This is a genomic window from Clostridium folliculivorans (assembly GCF_024341905.1).
In the GTDB taxonomy this organism is placed as follows: domain Bacteria; phylum Bacillota; class Clostridia; order Clostridiales; family Clostridiaceae; genus Clostridium_AR; species Clostridium_AR folliculivorans.
Map to the genome: position 1 here is coordinate 208,334 of NZ_BQXY01000002.1, position 17,311 is coordinate 225,644.

The window sequence follows — 17,311 nt, forward strand, 5'->3', positions numbered from 1 at the left end:
TGAAGAAAATGGCTATACAAGTATATTTAAATTTTAATGGAAATTGTAGAGAAGCAGTTGAATTTTATTCAGAAGTTTTTAACACTGAAAAGCCTCAAATAATGACTTTCGGTGAAAATGCATCTGATCCCAACTTTGTTATACCCGAAGAAGCAAAAAATTTAGTATTACATACAAGACTTGACATTAGCGGAACTACTATAATGTTTTCTGATACATTCCCTGGTATGCCTTTTACAGAAGGAAATAACTTTAGTCTGACTTTAGTTACTAAGGATATAGAGGAAGTCAAGTCATGTTATGATAAATTAAAAGAAGGTGGTACTGTTGATATGGAGCTTCAAGAAACCTTTTGGAGTAAATGCTATGGTACAGTAACAGATAAGTTTGGCGTAAAATGGCAACTTAGTTATGAGGGTAAATAAAAAAGTATCAAGGTAAACTTGTGGATTTAATATAGGTTAATTAACTATACATATAAAAGAACTGTCTTAATGACAGTTCTTTTATATTATACAATGTATTGAAGTATAGTTCACACATAAAGTTTTACTTTGGAAAACATTATGATATAATAAAAAATGTTGGTGCACTTTCTGAGATTAAGCTTATAGTTTTTTCTTGTAGTAAACCATAAAATTTAAAGAATCGTACTGAATGAATGAGGGTTAGTCCCAAGTTAGAAGGCGAGAGAATAGTTGTTATAAACTCAGGAAATTAATTTATATGATTACTTGCGTTTTATTTTCTATCCTTGTTCCTTTTTGGTACAAGGATTTTTTATTCTTTATTGAAAGGATTTTTTTATGGAAACAAGGATTGCTGTTGTTGGAATTATTGTTGAAAATAAAGATTCGGTGGGAAAGCTTAATACTATTCTGCATGAATATACTGAGTATATTATTGGCAGAATGGGACTGCCATACCCAAAACGTCAACTTAATATAATAACTATAGTTATTGATGCACCGAATGATGTTATCGCCGCTCTTTCTGGAAAATTGGGAATGTTACCTGATGTGAACATCAAAACGGTATACTCTAAGGTTTCTGCTAAGGAGTAAAATATTGGAGGGATTTGAATGTATAATGTTAAGTCTAAAGTTGCAACAGAATTTATTGACGATGAAGAAATTAAAAGTACTTTAGAACATGCTAAGGAAAATAAGAGTAATAAAGAACTAATTGCTAGTATTATTGAAAAAGCTAGAAGCTATAAGGGAATAAGCCATAGAGAAGCTGCTATATTATTAGAATGTGATATTGAAGAATTAAATGAAGAAATGTATAAACTAGCAAAAGAGATTAAGCAAAAGTTTTACGGAAATCGTATTGTAATGTTTGCTCCACTTTATCTATCAAACTATTGTGTTAATGGATGTGTTTATTGTCCATATCACTATAAAAATAAACATATAGCTAGAAAGAAACTTACTCAAGAGGAGATAAAAAGGGAAACAATTGCCCTACAAGATATGGGACACAAGCGTTTAGCTTTAGAAGCTGGTGAAGATCCTTTAAACAATCCACTTGAATATATTCTTGAAAGCATTAAAACTATATATAGTATAAAACATAAAAACGGAGAAATAAGACGTGTTAACGTAAATATAGCTGCAACTACAGTTGAAGACTATAAAAAGTTGAAGGATGCTGGGATTGGAACTTATATATTATTCCAAGAAACATACCACAAAGAGACTTACGAAGAGCTTCATCCAACAGGACCAAAGCATAATTATGCATATCACACTGAAGCAATGGATCGCGCTATGGAAGCCGGAATAGATGATGTTGGAATAGGTGTATTATTTGGTCTTAATCTATATAAATATGATCTTGTAGGGCTTCTAATGCATGCAGAACACTTAGAAGCTGCAATGGGAGTTGGTCCGCACACTATCAGCGTACCTCGTATTAGACCAGCAGATGATATTGATCCTAATAGCTTTTCAAATGCAATATCAGATGAAATGTTTGAAAAAATAGTTGCTATAATACGTATAGCAGTACCATATACAGGAATGATAGTATCTACTCGTGAATCTAAAAAGACTCGCGAACGTGTACTTGAACTTGGAGTATCACAGTTAAGTGGTGGATCAAAGACTAGCGTTGGTGGATATGTTGAGCCTGAACCAGAAGAAGAAAATTCATCTCAGTTTGATGTAAGTGATAACCGTACTCTTGATGAAATAGTAAATTGGCTTTTGGAATTAGGTTATATACCAAGTTTCTGTACTGCGTGCTATCGTGAAGGTAGAACAGGAGATAGATTCATGACTCTTGTTAAATCAGGACAGATTGCAAACTGCTGTCAGCCGAATGCTTTAATGACTCTTAAAGAATACTTAGAAGACTATGCATCAGAAGAAACTAAGAAAAATGGTGAAGTCGTAATTAATGAAGAAACTGAAAGAATTCCTAACGAAAAGGTAAAGACTATAGTAAAAGAGCATTTAACTGAGTTAAGAGAAGGAAAGAGAGACTTCAGATTCTAATTAATTAGTTAATTTGTATGTGTAAATCTAAGAGAGTATAATTTTTTAGATTTAGAAATAAAATATTGAATTGTTATTATTGAAGAGTATGTGGATTTTAATTCGCATACTTTTTTCTATATTATTCAATATAAACTCAGAGGAGTTTATTAAAATGAGGGTCACTTGGATAACATCACCAATTATTATAGGATATATAATCATTACCTATGTTAAAAACTTTAGATCTATTTTTATTAGAGAAGCTTTGGATTGTTATACCTGTAGTTTTTATTTTAGATGGACTATTACAAAAGAAATATAGATTTATTATGATTATCTTAGGTGTTTTCACTTTAGCAATATACTTTTATATTAGAAGAACTATATAATATAGTAAAAGAACAGGCTTAATATTTTTGAAATCTATTAATAACCAGTGAACTAGAGTTAATAACATTATACATTTTGAAGGGGATGAATATTATGGTCAGTAATAAAATAAAAGTATGCGTATTCAACTACAGAGAATTTGACGAAGCTCAATATTTTAAGAAAATAAGTGAAGAGTTAGGAGTAGAACTTATTATTTGCAGAGAAACTCCAACACTTTCAAATATACATTTATCTGATGGTTGTGATTGTATTAGCATTATAACTACACCAATAGATGAAATGTTGATTAAGAAACTTAATGAAATGAATATAAAAATGATCTCAACTAGAACTGTTGGGTTTGATCATATAAATATAAAGTATGCAAAAGAATTAGGTATTCATGTAAGTAATGCAACATATTCTCCAAATGGCGTAGCTGACTATGCAATTATGTTAATGATGATGGCTTCGCGTAATATGAAGCGTATTATGGAACGTGGAAATATTCAGGACTTCTCCTTGCAAGGGCTATTAGGGAGAGAGTTTGCAAATATGAAGATAGGAATAATAGGGACTGGAAGAATTGGTGAGACAGTAATTCGCCATCTTTCGGGATTTGGAAATCAAATTTTAGCTTATTCACTATATGAAAATGAAGAAGTGAAAAAGTATGCTCGTTATGTTTCCTTAGATGAACTATTGGGTGAAAGTGATATAATCAGTCTTCATACGCCAGTTGATGATGAAAACTATCATATGATTGATGCAAAGTCGATCTCTAAGATGAAAGATCAAGTAATCATTGTAAACACAGCAAGGGGAGCACTTATCGATACTAAGGCATTATTAGATGGAATTGAAAGTAGAAAAGTTGGTGCAGCTGCTTTAGATGTAATAGAAAACGAAGCAGGGCTTTGTTATAATGACTTGAAATCTGAGGTGCTAAACAATCGAGATTTAGCGGTTCTTAAAAGTTATCCAAATGTGATAGTGACACCTCATATGGCATTCTATACAAATCAGGATGTACAGGAGATGGTTTACTCGTCTTTAAAAAGTTGTGTTTTAGAGGTGGAAGGAAAAGAAAATCCATGGAGAGTAGTATAAAGATTACTAGCTGAGCAAATTTTAAAAAAAGTAAATATTAGAGATTAGAAAATAATTTTTTTATCAAAGAGTTATATAGACAGCTAGAAATGGCTGTCTTTAATAATATGCTAGATTAGTTGTTATAAGTTTAAGTTATTGATATTCTTCATTTTTTTATGTGTAATAAAATAATTTTTTATTAAAATTGACATAAGCAATTTTAGAGTATACTATAGATTTATAATTAGTTAGTTAAACTAACTATATGGAGGATAACAATGGATAAAGATATTATTATCAGCGCAGATGCTGTTTCGATGTTTTGTAGATTACAGATGAATGTTAAAAGAGACATTCCTATAAGACCAAGTGAAATGGGAGTACTTATTTTTACTAAGACTCAAGAAGAGCAAGTTACACCTTTGATGATTAGTAACTTTTTTAGAATCACAAAACCTTCAGTGACAGCAATGGTAAACACATTAATAACAAAAGGATACTTAATAAAGACTAAATCACTAACTGATGGAAGAAGTTACACAATTTCTGCTTCCGATAAGGGTATAGAACTAGTTGAAGAAACTTACAATGAATATTTTAAAACAATGGAGTTACTAAAGCAAAGGTTAGGTAGTGAAGATTTTAGTAGATTTATTGAGCTAATACAGAAAGCAAATAAAATCTTAGGGGAGGAGAAGGAGTAATGAAAATTCTTGTTACAGGGGCATCTGGAAATGTAGGTAATTATGTAGTTAATGAACTTTTGAAAATGGGTGAAAAAGTTGTTGCAGCAGGCACAAATATTGGAAGACTTAAGAACATGTTCAATGAAAGGGTTGAAGTATTAAGATTTGATTTCACAGATGAAAGTACTTTTAAAACTGCTCTAGAGGGTGTTGATAGAGTGTTTTTAATGAGACCACCTCACCTTGGTAAACCTGAAGATTTATTTCCTTTTATTGATGAAATGAAAGCTAACAATATAAAGCTTGTATGTTTTTTATCATTAATGGGAGTAGAAAATAATACTATACCTCCTCATCACAAAATAGAGAAATATATTGAAACCTTAGAAATTCCATTTACACATATTCGACCAGGTTTTTTTATGGAAAATATATCGGGGATTCATTCTGTTGAAATCAGGGAACAAGATGAAGTATTTATCCCAGCAGGAAGAAGCAGAACCAGTTTTATAGCTGCAGAGGATATAGGTCTTTCTATAGCAGTAGTTCTACATAACCCAGAATTATATAAAAATACTGCTCATACAATTACTGGTGGTGAAGCCTTAGATTATTACCAAGTAGCGGAAATAATTAGTAAGGTAACAGGAAGAAAAATAACTTATAAGAAGCCTGGATTTCTCAAGTATAGAAGATATTATATAAAAAATAGAGGTCTCGATAAATCATATGTAAATGTGACTGTAGCACTTTATTTTATGACAAGAATTGGAACAGCAAAAAAAGTAACAGATGAGTTTTGTGAATTAACTGGAAAAAGACCTAAAAGCTTTGAAGAGTTTGTTAAAGAAAATGTAGTGAATTTTTGTAGTAAACTTTAAGCTTTATAAGTTACTTTTTTTTGTCTTAAATTCATCTTTATAATATCTTTCTTTAATTTTTGGGGATATTAAAACGTTTCCAAAGGTTAATGCAACTATAATAACTGCAGAAATCAAACCTATTGCTGCAGAGTGGCTTTTTCCATAATCAGTGTTAAGAAGAACCATTACAACCATAAGAACAATATCAGCAAAAAGCAGTTCAAATCCAGTCTTTTTACAGACTTTTCTTTCATCATATTTGTTTTTTTCTAACTCATCCATTGAGTTATAGCCATCAACTAAAAAACTTAATTTGCCATTTAATAAGGCAATTGATATTGCTAAAAAAAAGATTATTAAAATAAATCCCATTATCATGTAGAATAAACCTCCTCATATAAACGATACCTAAGCTATCAAATATTCAAAATATCCTTTTGATTTATTAGGTATTCAATACTTTATTGTAATTATACACCATTACAAAATTTATTTCAAATATTTACCAATTAGTATGGTAATTAATGATTAAAAGCTACGATCAATAACTAAAATTTAATTAAGTTTTAATCTTATATTCAAATACCTTGTTGAATTTAAGTGGATATTAATCTGATGCTCTTAAGCTGAACAACTATATTGTTGAACTTATATTAAAAAACTCTGCTGGATTATATGAGCAGAGTTTTTTAAAGTAGTTTTATGATTTAAGTGCTATATGTTTTGTTAAAAATATAAATTCATTATCCTATATTTAGAATTATATGTGCGTTTTCAATTAAACCTTCTAAAATCTCTATAGCATCATAGGAGGTTTCTATCTGAATATGATCCTTTCTTACAGAAAGTCTTTGCATAAGACCCCATATTGCATTTATTTGAATAGCTAGCTTTTTACGAAAGCTTAAATTGTTTTTAATGGAACCATCCTGAAGTCCTTCGTTGATTAATTCATCATAAAAGTATGAATAAATGATATAATCCAAATAATTTTCATCGTCTGCTCGATGAGTATGATAACAATCAAAAAATATTGTGAATCTGATATCATCAAATCTTTCAAGGTATAGTTGTTTATATAAATCGATTAAAGAATGAATTTTTTCATTTGCATTATTACCGTGTATGTTATCCTTTAAAAATATTGTTATTTCACCTAAAATGCTTCTGTGAATTTCCCACAATATATCAAATACTGAATCAAAATATTTATAAAAGGTTACTCTACTGGTTTCAGCAAGATTAACAATATCAACCACAGTTACTTTATCCATGCCGTTGTTAACAGCTAGATCGAAGGCTGCCTCCATTAAAGTATTTTTACGTTCACTCTCATCTTTGAATTTATAGTTATGCTTAAAACTCATTAGAACCTCCAGATAAGCAGTTTTGCTTTTTATTTTAGGTAATTCCTTAATTAAAGGATACACATGTTTATATTTTAACATATAAATCGGAAAAGTGAGATTTTCTAAATGCGAAAATCTAATAACTTGGGGTTTACACTGTGTAAATTTAGTGGTAATATAAAGCTAGTTTACAGTGTGTAAACTAGTGAAGAACTTTGTATTATTTAAGACAATTATTATATAGTTGTCAAATTAAATAGAAGGTGGAGGAGAGAATTTATGAATAAAACTAATGTTAATCAATTTCTTTGGGGAGGCGCTGTAACATCTTTTCAGATAGAGGGCGCTTGGAATGAAGGTGGCAAAGGAGTTTCTATTGTAGATAACAGGGAAATAAAACCTGGAGTATCTGATTGGAACACTGCCATAGATTTTTATCATAGATACAAGCAAGACATAGAACTTTTTAAGGAACTTGGATTAAATTCATTTCGTACTAATATAGCTTGGTCTAGAATATTTCCTGATGGTGAAAATGTAAATGAAGATGGATTAATATTTTATGATAATGTAATAGATGAACTTTTGAATAATAATATAGAGCCAGTGTTAACCTTATATCATTTTGATATGCCTTTAGCACTTCAGGAAAAATATAATGGATTTATTTCAAGAAAAGTAGTTGATTTGTTTGAGAAATTTGCAATAACTGTTTTTAAAAGATATGGAGATAGGGTCAAGTACTGGGTTAGCTTTAATGAAATGAATACAGCTACACTAATGACAGATTTGTACGGAACTAAGCTTCCAAAGGGCATGGACAAAAAAACTTTCGAAAATCAATTAATCCATAATCTCTTAATGGCTCATTCAAAAGCTACCAAAGCACTACATGATATTGTAAAAGATGGAAAGATGGGCGGTATGGTTAACTACATGCAACTATATCCTGCAACTTGCAATCCAGATGATACTCTCTTAATGAAAAAATTCAAAGAGAGAATTGCTGATTTATATTTAGACGTATTTGCAAGAGGAGAGTATCCATCATACTATCTTACAGATTTAAAAAATAGAAAAATATCATTGGAATTTCATGAAGAGGATTTGGAATTGTTAAAGTACGGAAAAGCAGACTATTTAGGAATCAGTTATTATTTTAGTGGAACAGTTAGCTCAAGTATAAAAAATAACAAGCCTCTTTTCCAGGGTATGGAAAATTTAATAGAAAACCAATATCTTAAAGCTAGTGAGTGGGGCTGGACTATTGACCCTATCGGTTTTAGGCTAGCTTTAAAGGAAGTCTATGAAAGATATAATATGCCAATATTTATATTAGAAAATGGAATTGGTGTAAAAGAAGAATTGAATGAAGATAATACTGTAGAAGATGATTATAGAATTGACTACATGAAAAAACATATAGAACAAATGAAAATTGCAATATCTGAAGGTGTAGAAATAATCGGTTATTTAGCTTGGGGACCAATAGATATACTAAGCTCCCAGGGAGAAATGAGTAAAAGATATGGATTTATATTTGTAAATAGAACTGAAACTGATTTAAGAGATCTAAAGAGATATAAGAAAAAAAGCTTCAATTGGTTTAAGCAGGTTATAGAATCTAACGGTGAAAGATTATAAAATAAAATTTGGATATTATTTATATGCATACAAAGGTATATGACCATTACCTCTGTATGCATATTCTCCCCTAACTTTTAACAGTAAATATATTGAGTAAAAGTTAAACTATAAGGCTATAATTCTAATTTAAAGTGTTATACTTTGCAAAAGTTCCATAATCTTCAACTTTGTTTAGCTTCGGACATTTTGCAATAAAGTGGACTATAATATGACAGTTATCCAATTTTGGATATACTTCAAACAGTTTTCTATCCCCATATCTTATAGCTTCTAACGCAAGCGGTAGTTCTTTTCTAAAAATATAGTCTCTAATGGCAGCTTGTATTGGATTTGTGTCGTTATCTACAGCTAGATAAACATAAAATAAAAGTGAGCTTTCTTTGCTTACCCACTTTCCAAGTACTTCATCTTTCATCTCATTAGTTTTGTCATAAGCAAAGCTCAATCCTATAGTTAAAAATAATTCTGCAGTAATATCAGAGTGAGTTAATGTACAATGTCTAGTCAAAATAGGACTAGTTGGCGTAACACCATCTCTAAATTCAACTGAAAGTTTTTCAGGCTTAAATTCCGACATATATTATACCTTCTATTATTTATTTACAAGAATAGTATATGTATATCATTGCGCTTTGCTATTTTGACTTATATTTTATTTAACAGCTGTTTCTTATATTGGTTGGGGGTAACATTTTCATATTCTTTGAACTTTTTGATAAAGTAACTAAAATTATCAAATCCAACTTCAAAACAAATATCTGATATCTTTTTATCTTCATTTTTCAAGAGTTTAGTGGCTTGTTCTATTCTATATTGGTTTATAAAATCTACTATTGTTTTGCCTGTATTGGCTTTGAAGAATCTACAAAAATATTGAGGATTCATATTTGCTTCTTTAGCTAAATCCTCTATATATATCTTTTCTGTATATTTACTCTGAATATAATTTATAATATTTTTAATGATACTTATTTTATAATTAAGCGATGAAGCTGATGATACCTTATTGACAATAAATTTATTTTCTCTAGCGATGACAGAAAGTATCTTGTATAGTGAAGCTTTAATTCCTATCTCCCAACCAAATTGTTTTTCAGAGCATACAGCTAGTATTTCTTTTACTTCCTCTATCACTTTTATACCCCAGATATACTTTTCATCTATTATTAAAGGAAGACGATAATCTCCATTTAGAAGTGGGGTAATATAATTATTTTGGCAAGGGTCATTGATTGCACTATTTAAAAAGTTTAAATCAAAAAGTAAAGCATGATGCAAGCTGCCCTCTCCATTAATAGTATGAGCCGAATGAAGTTGACCACTATTTATTATTATAGCTTGGCCTTCTGAAACCTTTGTGGAAACAGTATCGATTGTATAGATTATAGATCCTTTTTCTACATAAATGATTTCAAACTCGTTATGCCAGTGTAAGTATAGAGTGAAGTTATTCCAATTTTGGTTATATGAATAAAACGGAATAAGAGAGTTACCTCTATCCACGGTTTCCCTTAGAGTATTTCTTTCAGTTTCCATTTATTAAAGTCACCTCACTAGTGGTATACAAAATTTATTAATTTACAACTCAATAATAAGCAGTGCGATGTTATGATTTTTATTTATGTCAAAATAGTGTTATTTTTAGTTAAGATAGAGCAAGTATTGAGCTGAAAAAATATATATACTACTAATATAAGGTTTACATCGTAAAATAACAAGTATAAATACTACAGGAGGAAAATTATGTTTGGTAAAATAGTAAGTCATAAAGTAAGAGCTAATAAGATACATTTAGAGTTTGAAAAAAATGAAGGTATAATTGAAATTATAAGTCCAATGATTGTGAATGTTTTTTGCCCATTAAAATATGATAATCATTATTCGAGAGCTGTTGAAGATTTGAAAATCGAACAATGTGAAATTTTAGTAGAGAAAAAAGATTTTTACATTGAGATAAGTACAGAAGCATTACTTATTAAGGTATATGATGATTTTAAAGTAGATTTCTATAGCATAGAAGGAAAGATACTATGTGAAGATTTTAGAGAAGAAAGAGCACCTTTTGTAAGAAGAGGTACTATAAGTGATGCACAAGATGAAGGTCATAGTGTAGATATACAAGCAGATAAGCATAAAATTGAAGTTGTTAAAAGGTTATTTGGAGATGAGAAGTTCTATGGTCTTGGAGAAAAAACAGGCCATCTTAATAAGAGAGGTTATTATTATGAAATGTGGAACACTGATGATCCAACGCCACATGTAGAAAGTCACAAATCACTTTATAAATCTATACCTTATTTTATAACTCTAAGAGAGGATTGTGCCTTTGGTATATTCTTTGATAATACTTTTAAAACTTACTTTGATATGGGAAAAGAAAACTCTAAATATTATTACTTTGGTGCTGATGATGGTAATTTGGACTATTATTTTATCGGTGGAAATAATGTACAAAGTATACTAAAGGGTTACACTGATTTGACAGGAAAGACACCGCTTCCTCAAATGTGGACTCTTGGATATCAGCAAAGTAGATGGTCTTATTCTCCAGCAGGTAGAGTTAAAGAAATAGCAAAAAGCTTCAGAGAAAAAGATATTCCTTGTGACACAATTCATTTAGACATAGATTACATGGAGAGTTTTAAAGTTTTTACTTGGGATAAAGAAAGATTTCCAGATGAAAAGAAGATATTAAATGAGCTTAATGAAGATGGATTTAAGATAGTTACTATAATAGATCCAGGGGTAAAGAAAGAAAAAAACTATGATATCTATGAGACTGGACTTAAAAATGGATATTTTGCCACTGATAAGGATGGAATCACTTATGTAAATAGAGTATGGCCAGGTGATTCTGTGTTTCCTGACTTTTCTAAGAAAGACACTAGAGATTGGTGGGCTGAAAATCAAAAGATTCTATTGGATTCTGGAGTTTCTGGAGTATGGAATGATATGAATGAGCCTGCTAGTTTTAATGGACCATTACCGGATGATGTTCAGTTTGAAAATGAAGGAAGAAATACAGATCACACTGAAATTCATAATATATATGGACATTTAATGTCTAAGGCAACTTTTGAGGGAATTAAGAAACATAGCGGTAAAAGACCTTTTGTTATAACAAGAGCCGCATATGCAGGAACTCAAAAATATTCTACAGTATGGACAGGAGATAATCAAAGTTTTTGGGATCATTTAAGAATGTCAATACCTATGCTTTTAAACCTAGGGATGAGTGGTATTAGCTTTTGTGGAACTGATGTTGGAGGCTTCAGCTTTGACTGCACACCTGAGCTTTTGTCAAGATGGGTACAAGTAGGAGCGTTTACGCCATTATTCAGAAACCATTCAGGTAGTAACACAAGAGACCAGGAACCATGGGCTTTTGATGAGGAAACACTGAATATAAATAGAAAGTATATAAAGTTAAGATATAAGCTACTTCCATATTTATATGATTTATTATGGAGTGGTGAAACTACAGGCTTACCGGTGATGAGGCCGCTTGTTCTTCATTATGAAAAGGATAAAGAAGTATATGAAATCAATGACCAATTTTTATTTGGTGAAAATATATTGGTAGCACCTATATTAGAGCAAGGTAAGAAAATAAGAACTGTTTATCTTCCAGTAGGTCAATGGATTGATTATTGGACTAAGGAAGTTATAGATGGTGGAAAGTATATACTTAAAGAGACTCCTCTTGATATCTGTCCAGTTTATATTAAGAAAGGAAGCATAGTTCCAAACTATCCAGAGCAAAACTACGTTGGAGAAAAAGATATTAAAGAATTAACACTTGATATTTACCCAGGAGAAGGTCAATATGTGCATTACGTAGATGACAAAGAAAGCTATAACTACAGAGAAGGCGAATATACTTTATATGAATTTATTATGAAGAATGATGAAGAAGCTACCATTGATATAAACATAAAGCATGAAGAGTACAAAGCATATGATAGCTTTAAAGTTATATATAATTGTGATATTACTAAAGAGGTTTATTTTAATGAAGAAAAAATAAGTTTTGTTGAAACTGATAACAAGATTGAATTTGTGATTCCAGCAGTAAGTGGTAGACTTATAGTAAAGTAGTGAGTTTGAAAATTTAAGTTAATCAAATATATTAAAGCTACCCAATTAGTGTAGTTTAAAAGCTAAATTAAGTTACAAAAAGGGACATAATATTAATAGACTTAGCATATAGAAAATGAGTTTAATTTGGTAAGTTCTTATGAAATAAAAGCACTAGAGTTGCATAAATTCTAGTGCTTTTATTATAGTAGTTGTTAAAGTATTGTGTTGAAATTAGGAGTATGCAGTTTGTTTACTCTTTTTTTACTGTAAAGACCAGTTATAAAAAGTCAACAGTTTTATATAAAAGGTTACTATCAAAAAAGGTAAATATAGATAAACTGCTTCATATTAGAACTTATCCAAATAAAGATTCGTACCACTTAAAACCGAAATCTATTTTAAAATAAATGTTTAGTTAAGAGGATAAGTTAATGAAAAAATATGTTATTATTGTATTATTAGAGAATTAATGTAACAATACGAATTTATACAAATAAACTATACGTAATTTTACTTTAAGGATTAATGAAAGAGAACATAGAAAAACTTGAGAGGTAAAGTGGTGGCTAAGATATTTGACTTTGATATATTTAACCTTAAAAATGACATTGAACTTACTAATAAACAGAGAGCAGATATAGATAAAGATGTTGCGATAACTAATATGAAAAGACTACGGATAGGGTTAAGTATAACTGCAATCATGGAAATGCTATTAGTATTAGCATATGATTTGCCACGAATAGAAAATATAACTCCTTCTACCAGAGGAATATATATATACTATTTATTGTTACATTCACTTATTATTCTAGTCTGTTTATTAGGATTTACACTTATTAATACATGGCTCAATAAAAATAAGACTTTTTCTATCAAACTAATTGAAAGAGTAATATATTCTACTCTAGGTGTTATATTAGTGTTACTTACATTAATATCAGGACTAGATCAGATCACTACAGGACAAATTTTAGTTTTTGGCATAAATATAATTTTTAGCGGCTTAGTAATACTTATAAAACCACCATATGAAAATGTTATTTATACTACTACATTTATAACCTTTATTATTGTTATGATAATCTTTCAGCATAGCTGGAATATATTAATTTCTAATCTTGTTAATGGAAGCTTTTTCTTTGTATCGGCTTTATTTTTATCCAAGTTTATGCACAATAATCAAGTTGCTCACTTAGCTAAAAATATTAAGTTAAAAGATGTAAATAGAAAACTTCAGTACTTATCAGATTATGATTATCTTACTGGGATTCCAAATAGAAGATACTTTATGAAACAGTTAAAAGATTTTGATTATAATAAGAAATGCCCAAATACTAGATCTTACGTAGTTATAGCAGATATAGACTATTTTAAAAATATCAATGATACATATGGACATCTAATTGGTGATTACGTTCTAAAGGCTATAGCTGTCATATTGAAAAACAACATTAAAGAGCAGGATTTGTTGGCTCGCTTTGGTGGAGAAGAGTTTTTAATTTTACTATCAACCAAAACCTTAGAAGAAACTAAAGTTATCTGTGAAAATTTAAGAAGTTTAATAGAACAATATGCTTTTAATTTTGAGAAAGACATAATAAAAATTACTGCAAGTTTTGGTATTTGTTCAATTGATAATATTTCGGAAGTAGATTTCGGCAAAGCATACAGTCATGCAGATAAAGCTTTATATGAAGCAAAAAGAACTGGTCGCAATAAAGTTTGTATTTTTTAATTTATAGTATTAAGTTGGAAAATAACTGAAACTTAAATAATTTAAATGATAATAGTCATGAGAGTAGATGATTCACAGCCTCATGGCTTGTACTTTTTTAAGAGTATGTAGTTATAAAGGCAATATTAGACCAATAAAACTTATATATAATGTTAAGAAGTTAGGAAATACTATAGAAAGTTAGTTTTATTTAAAACAACACAACTGGAGGATGTAATATGTCAAAGATAATATTTTTAGGAACAAATGGATGGTACGATTCAGAAACAGGGAACACTCCATCTGTTCTAATAGAAACAGAACAGTATTGTTTAATATTAGATGCTGGTAATGGAATTTATAAGTTGAATAAATATATTTCTTATGATAAACCAGCCTATCTATTTTTAAGCCATTTTCATTTAGATCACATTTCAGGATTACACACATTGGTTAAAAACAAATTTTCTAATGGATTATATATTATAGTGCAAGATGGAGGAAAAGACTTTTTGGAAAGATTTATCAGCTCACCTTTCACAGTACCAATAAAACAACTTCCTTTCAAAGTAGAAATATTGGAAGTAGATAAAATTCAAGATACCCTTCCTTTTAAAGCAAGTTTTCTGCCGTTGAAACACAGTATAGAAGTTTTAGGGGTTAGATTAGAGATAAACAATAAGATTATTACATACTGCACCGATACCGCTGAATGCCAAAACGCTATTGCCTTAGCTAAAGATGCAGATATATTAATTACAGAATGTAGTATGGCACCAAATGCAAAAAAAGATGCTAATGTACATCTTAATCCTCAAATGGCAGCAAAGCTTGCAAAAGAAGCTGAAGCTAAAAATCTTTATTTAATGCATTTTGATGCAAGTACTTATACTAATAAAGAAATGAGGATTGAAGCTGAATTGAATGCAAAAGAGACTTTTGCAAACTCTTTTGCAGCCTTTGATGGACTGGAAGTTAAATTCTAATAAAATCTGTTACTAGATTGAAATGCTTTTAAATTCTTAATTATTAGAAAGTTGAGAGTTGCTAGCATATAATCTACTTACTGTGGCGTTAGTTAATAACTTATATCTATTTAATATAAGTTAATCAATTGGCAATATTATGTTATAATTATTCAATATAGTAAAACTATATTTATTTGATTTTTAAGCATATATTGTAGTAATTATACGTAAATAATTTCAATCAAATTCATAAATATTTTTTAAGATTTAAATCAATTACTTACATGGAGGATAACTTGATGATTTGGAAAATTAAAACCTTCAATCAATTAACAGGAGAAGAAGTATATAAACTTCTTAAATTAAGAAGTGAGGTTTTTGTTGTAGAACAAAATTGTGTATATCTAGACCCTGATGGTAAAGATCAACACTCATACCACTTATATTTAGAAGATGAGGGCGAAATTGTGGCCTGTACAAGAATATTAAATAAAGGTGTCGCTTATGAACAAGCGTCAATTGGAAGAGTAATAGTAAGAAAAGACTATAGAGGTAAGAGTATTTCAAGAGAAATGCTTGCGAAAGCTATTAGTTTCATTGAAGAAAATATTAAGGAAACAGAAATAAAAATTCAAGCACAAGCATACTTATTTGATTTTTACGGAAGTTTTGGGTTTAAAGCGATATCTGAAGAATATTTAGAAGATGGTATTCCTCATATAGATATGCTTTACAAGAAATAGCCTAACTATAAGTCCATGAACACCGTTTAATTTAAAGGATATATTTATTTTCATAATTTTATGATTGGTATGGAAAAAAGATACGACTATTATAAATTTAAACGTGATTTTAGAGAATGCTTTTATGGAATATAGGGATGTGTTTTGATAATAAAGAAGAAGTGGACAATCTATCTAGAAAGTAAATAAGTAGAGGATTAATTTGGGTATACATTTTCCAAAATCAGTTATATTATCAGCTGATGTCGATACGTCAAAGAACTAACTTAATTAAAGATGAAGAGTTAGATAAATATTATAAATGGATCAAAAGTATTCTTAGTGAAAAGAGGAGAGAAAAAATGTCGACTAACAGCTTAGAACAAGTAATAATAATATGCGGTTCGTGGTTTCTATTTAGTGCGTTATATAAAAAATATGATTTATTATCATTCCTAAAGAAGAAAATAAAATTAAAAACTAATACAGCTTGGATTGCTTTCATATGTGTATCTTATGTAATTTTAGAAGCAATAATTGGAGAATTGATGTATAAGTTAAATGTACAATATTCGTATATAGTTATCTTTTTTAACATATTCATGGGCTTCTTTCTAAGTCTGCTTGCAGCTGCAACTTTCAAGAAAAAAACTAAAAAATAGTATGTATTTTTAACATAGCATAAGTTTATTAGAAAAGCTCTAAATAGCTTCTCTAATAAACTTTTATCGTAAAGGAAAATATAATTTTTTATGGCTGATAAACATTGTAATTGCTCAGTTGAATTATTCTAAAAGTATAATTATATGAATATAATTTAGTCTAAAACATTATAAAAAGTCAGAATATTGGGTAAACTATATATAGTTATGGTTTCTTATAATATATAACTAATAATTCACACAAAAAATTAGATTGGTGGTGTATAAAATAGTGATAGATAATGGAGAAGAATTTTTATCGATGCATCCTACACAAAGAAAATGGATAAATAAATGTAGTATGTGTCATCATAGAGGATACAAGCCAAACATATTGGAACAACTATATCCATATCCACCAACAGAAACAAGAAATTTACGTTGTTACTTTAAACCGCTTGCACTTAATAATGATGGCATTTGTGATGATTGCAATAAACTTTTAAAGCAGAAGCAAAATGAAACTTATTGATTCTAGCTATAGCTTTAATTTAATAATTCAATGATAGATTTTACTTAGTAAAAAAAATTAAACATTTTTATGGATGAGAAATACTACTCATATTAGAGTAGTAACTTAAAATTAGGAGTAATAATGCAGAGACTCTCAAATTATATGCTTTATGGTATA

18 protein-coding genes are annotated in these 17,311 nt (G+C 29.4%); 14 read left to right on the forward strand and 4 right to left on the reverse strand.

Annotation, left to right across the window (positions count from 1 at the left end):
• The first annotated feature begins 8 nt into the window (after positions 1 to 8).
• The 7 genes from OCU55_RS07300 to OCU55_RS07330 all read left to right on the forward strand — a co-directional run bounded on the left by OCU55_RS07300 (position 9) and on the right by OCU55_RS07330 (position 5,514).
• Positions 9 to 425, forward strand: coding sequence for a VOC family protein (locus tag OCU55_RS07300; protein ID WP_261851668.1), 417 nt, complete (start codon positions 9 to 11; stop codon positions 423 to 425).
• 381 nt (positions 426 to 806) lie between these two features.
• Positions 807 to 1,064, forward strand: coding sequence for a TM1266 family iron-only hydrogenase system putative regulator (locus OCU55_RS07305; RefSeq protein ID WP_183277305.1), 258 nt, complete (start codon positions 807 to 809; stop codon positions 1,062 to 1,064).
• A gap of 18 nt (positions 1,065 to 1,082) precedes the next feature.
• Entirely contained in the window at positions 1,083 to 2,501 is a 1,419-nt protein-coding gene (gene hydG, locus OCU55_RS07310) for a [FeFe] hydrogenase H-cluster radical SAM maturase HydG (RefSeq protein WP_261851669.1), read from the forward strand.
• 154 nt (positions 2,502 to 2,655) lie between these two features.
• A complete protein-coding gene (locus tag OCU55_RS07315) occupies positions 2,656 to 2,805 on the forward strand; it encodes a hypothetical protein (RefSeq protein WP_261851670.1) in 150 nt (49 codons plus the stop codon).
• Between the two features lie 176 nt (positions 2,806 to 2,981).
• Positions 2,982 to 3,965, forward strand: coding sequence for a D-isomer specific 2-hydroxyacid dehydrogenase family protein (locus tag OCU55_RS07320; protein ID WP_261852197.1), 984 nt, complete (start codon positions 2,982 to 2,984; stop codon positions 3,963 to 3,965).
• Between the two features lie 260 nt (positions 3,966 to 4,225).
• A complete protein-coding gene (locus OCU55_RS07325; protein WP_261851671.1) occupies positions 4,226 to 4,651 on the forward strand; it encodes a MarR family winged helix-turn-helix transcriptional regulator in 426 nt (141 codons plus the stop codon).
• Positions 4,651 to 5,514 (forward strand): SDR family oxidoreductase, encoded by an 864-nt coding sequence (locus tag OCU55_RS07330; protein WP_261851672.1) that lies wholly within the window; start codon positions 4,651 to 4,653, stop codon positions 5,512 to 5,514. The genes OCU55_RS07325 and OCU55_RS07330 overlap by 1 nt, the downstream gene beginning before the upstream one ends.
• A 3-nt stretch (positions 5,515 to 5,517) precedes the next feature.
• Here the strand turns inward: OCU55_RS07330 and OCU55_RS07335 are convergent, their stop codons facing one another.
• Positions 5,518 to 5,874 carry a DUF3784 domain-containing protein gene (locus OCU55_RS07335; protein WP_261851673.1) on the reverse strand — a complete coding sequence of 119 codons (357 nt, stop codon included), beginning with the start codon at positions 5,872 to 5,874 and terminating at the stop codon, positions 5,518 to 5,520.
• A gap of 365 nt (positions 5,875 to 6,239) precedes the next feature.
• Positions 6,240 to 6,863: a TetR/AcrR family transcriptional regulator gene (locus tag OCU55_RS07340; RefSeq protein ID WP_261851674.1), complete on the reverse strand. Its 624-nt coding sequence runs from the start codon at positions 6,861 to 6,863 to the stop codon at positions 6,240 to 6,242.
• Positions 6,864 to 7,124: 261 nt separating this feature from the next.
• On the opposite strand from OCU55_RS07340, the gene OCU55_RS07345 reads away from it, so the two are divergent.
• A complete protein-coding gene (locus OCU55_RS07345) occupies positions 7,125 to 8,489 on the forward strand; it encodes a glycoside hydrolase family 1 protein (RefSeq protein WP_261851675.1) in 1,365 nt (454 codons plus the stop codon).
• Positions 8,490 to 8,613: 124 nt separating this feature from the next.
• Here the strand turns inward: OCU55_RS07345 and OCU55_RS07350 are convergent, their stop codons facing one another.
• Together OCU55_RS07350 and OCU55_RS07355 are read right to left on the reverse strand one after the other, a co-directional pair.
• The gene (locus OCU55_RS07350) at positions 8,614 to 9,069 is read right to left on the reverse strand and encodes a staygreen family protein (RefSeq protein ID WP_261851676.1); all 456 of its coding nucleotides are present in this window, start codon (positions 9,067 to 9,069) and stop codon (positions 8,614 to 8,616) included.
• A 68-nt stretch (positions 9,070 to 9,137) separates the two neighbouring features.
• On the reverse strand, positions 9,138 to 10,028 hold the full coding sequence (locus tag OCU55_RS07355) for an AraC family transcriptional regulator (protein WP_261851677.1): 891 nt from the start codon (positions 10,026 to 10,028) through the stop codon (positions 9,138 to 9,140).
• 207 nt (positions 10,029 to 10,235) lie between these two features.
• Between OCU55_RS07355 and OCU55_RS07360 the strand changes: the two genes are divergently transcribed.
• The 6 genes from OCU55_RS07360 (at position 10,236) to OCU55_RS07385 (ending at position 17,152) form a co-directional block, all read left to right on the forward strand.
• The gene (locus OCU55_RS07360; RefSeq protein WP_261851678.1) at positions 10,236 to 12,590 is read left to right on the forward strand and encodes a glycoside hydrolase family 31 protein; all 2,355 of its coding nucleotides are present in this window, start codon (positions 10,236 to 10,238) and stop codon (positions 12,588 to 12,590) included.
• A 544-nt stretch (positions 12,591 to 13,134) separates the two neighbouring features.
• Positions 13,135 to 14,310 carry a GGDEF domain-containing protein gene (locus tag OCU55_RS07365; RefSeq protein WP_261851679.1) on the forward strand — a complete coding sequence of 392 codons (1,176 nt, stop codon included), beginning with the start codon at positions 13,135 to 13,137 and terminating at the stop codon, positions 14,308 to 14,310.
• A 218-nt stretch (positions 14,311 to 14,528) separates the two neighbouring features.
• Positions 14,529 to 15,275: a ribonuclease Z gene (locus OCU55_RS07370; RefSeq protein WP_261851680.1), complete on the forward strand. Its 747-nt coding sequence runs from the start codon at positions 14,529 to 14,531 to the stop codon at positions 15,273 to 15,275.
• Positions 15,276 to 15,556: 281 nt separating this feature from the next.
• Positions 15,557 to 16,000 carry a GNAT family N-acetyltransferase gene (locus tag OCU55_RS07375; protein ID WP_261851681.1) on the forward strand — a complete coding sequence of 148 codons (444 nt, stop codon included), beginning with the start codon at positions 15,557 to 15,559 and terminating at the stop codon, positions 15,998 to 16,000.
• Between the two features lie 341 nt (positions 16,001 to 16,341).
• A complete protein-coding gene (locus tag OCU55_RS07380) occupies positions 16,342 to 16,641 on the forward strand; it encodes a hypothetical protein (RefSeq protein WP_261851682.1) in 300 nt (99 codons plus the stop codon).
• A 271-nt stretch (positions 16,642 to 16,912) separates the two neighbouring features.
• Complete coding sequence (locus tag OCU55_RS07385; protein WP_261851683.1) at positions 16,913 to 17,152, forward strand: hypothetical protein; 240 nt, start codon at positions 16,913 to 16,915, stop codon at positions 17,150 to 17,152.
• The last annotated feature ends 159 nt before the right edge of the window (positions 17,153 to 17,311 follow it).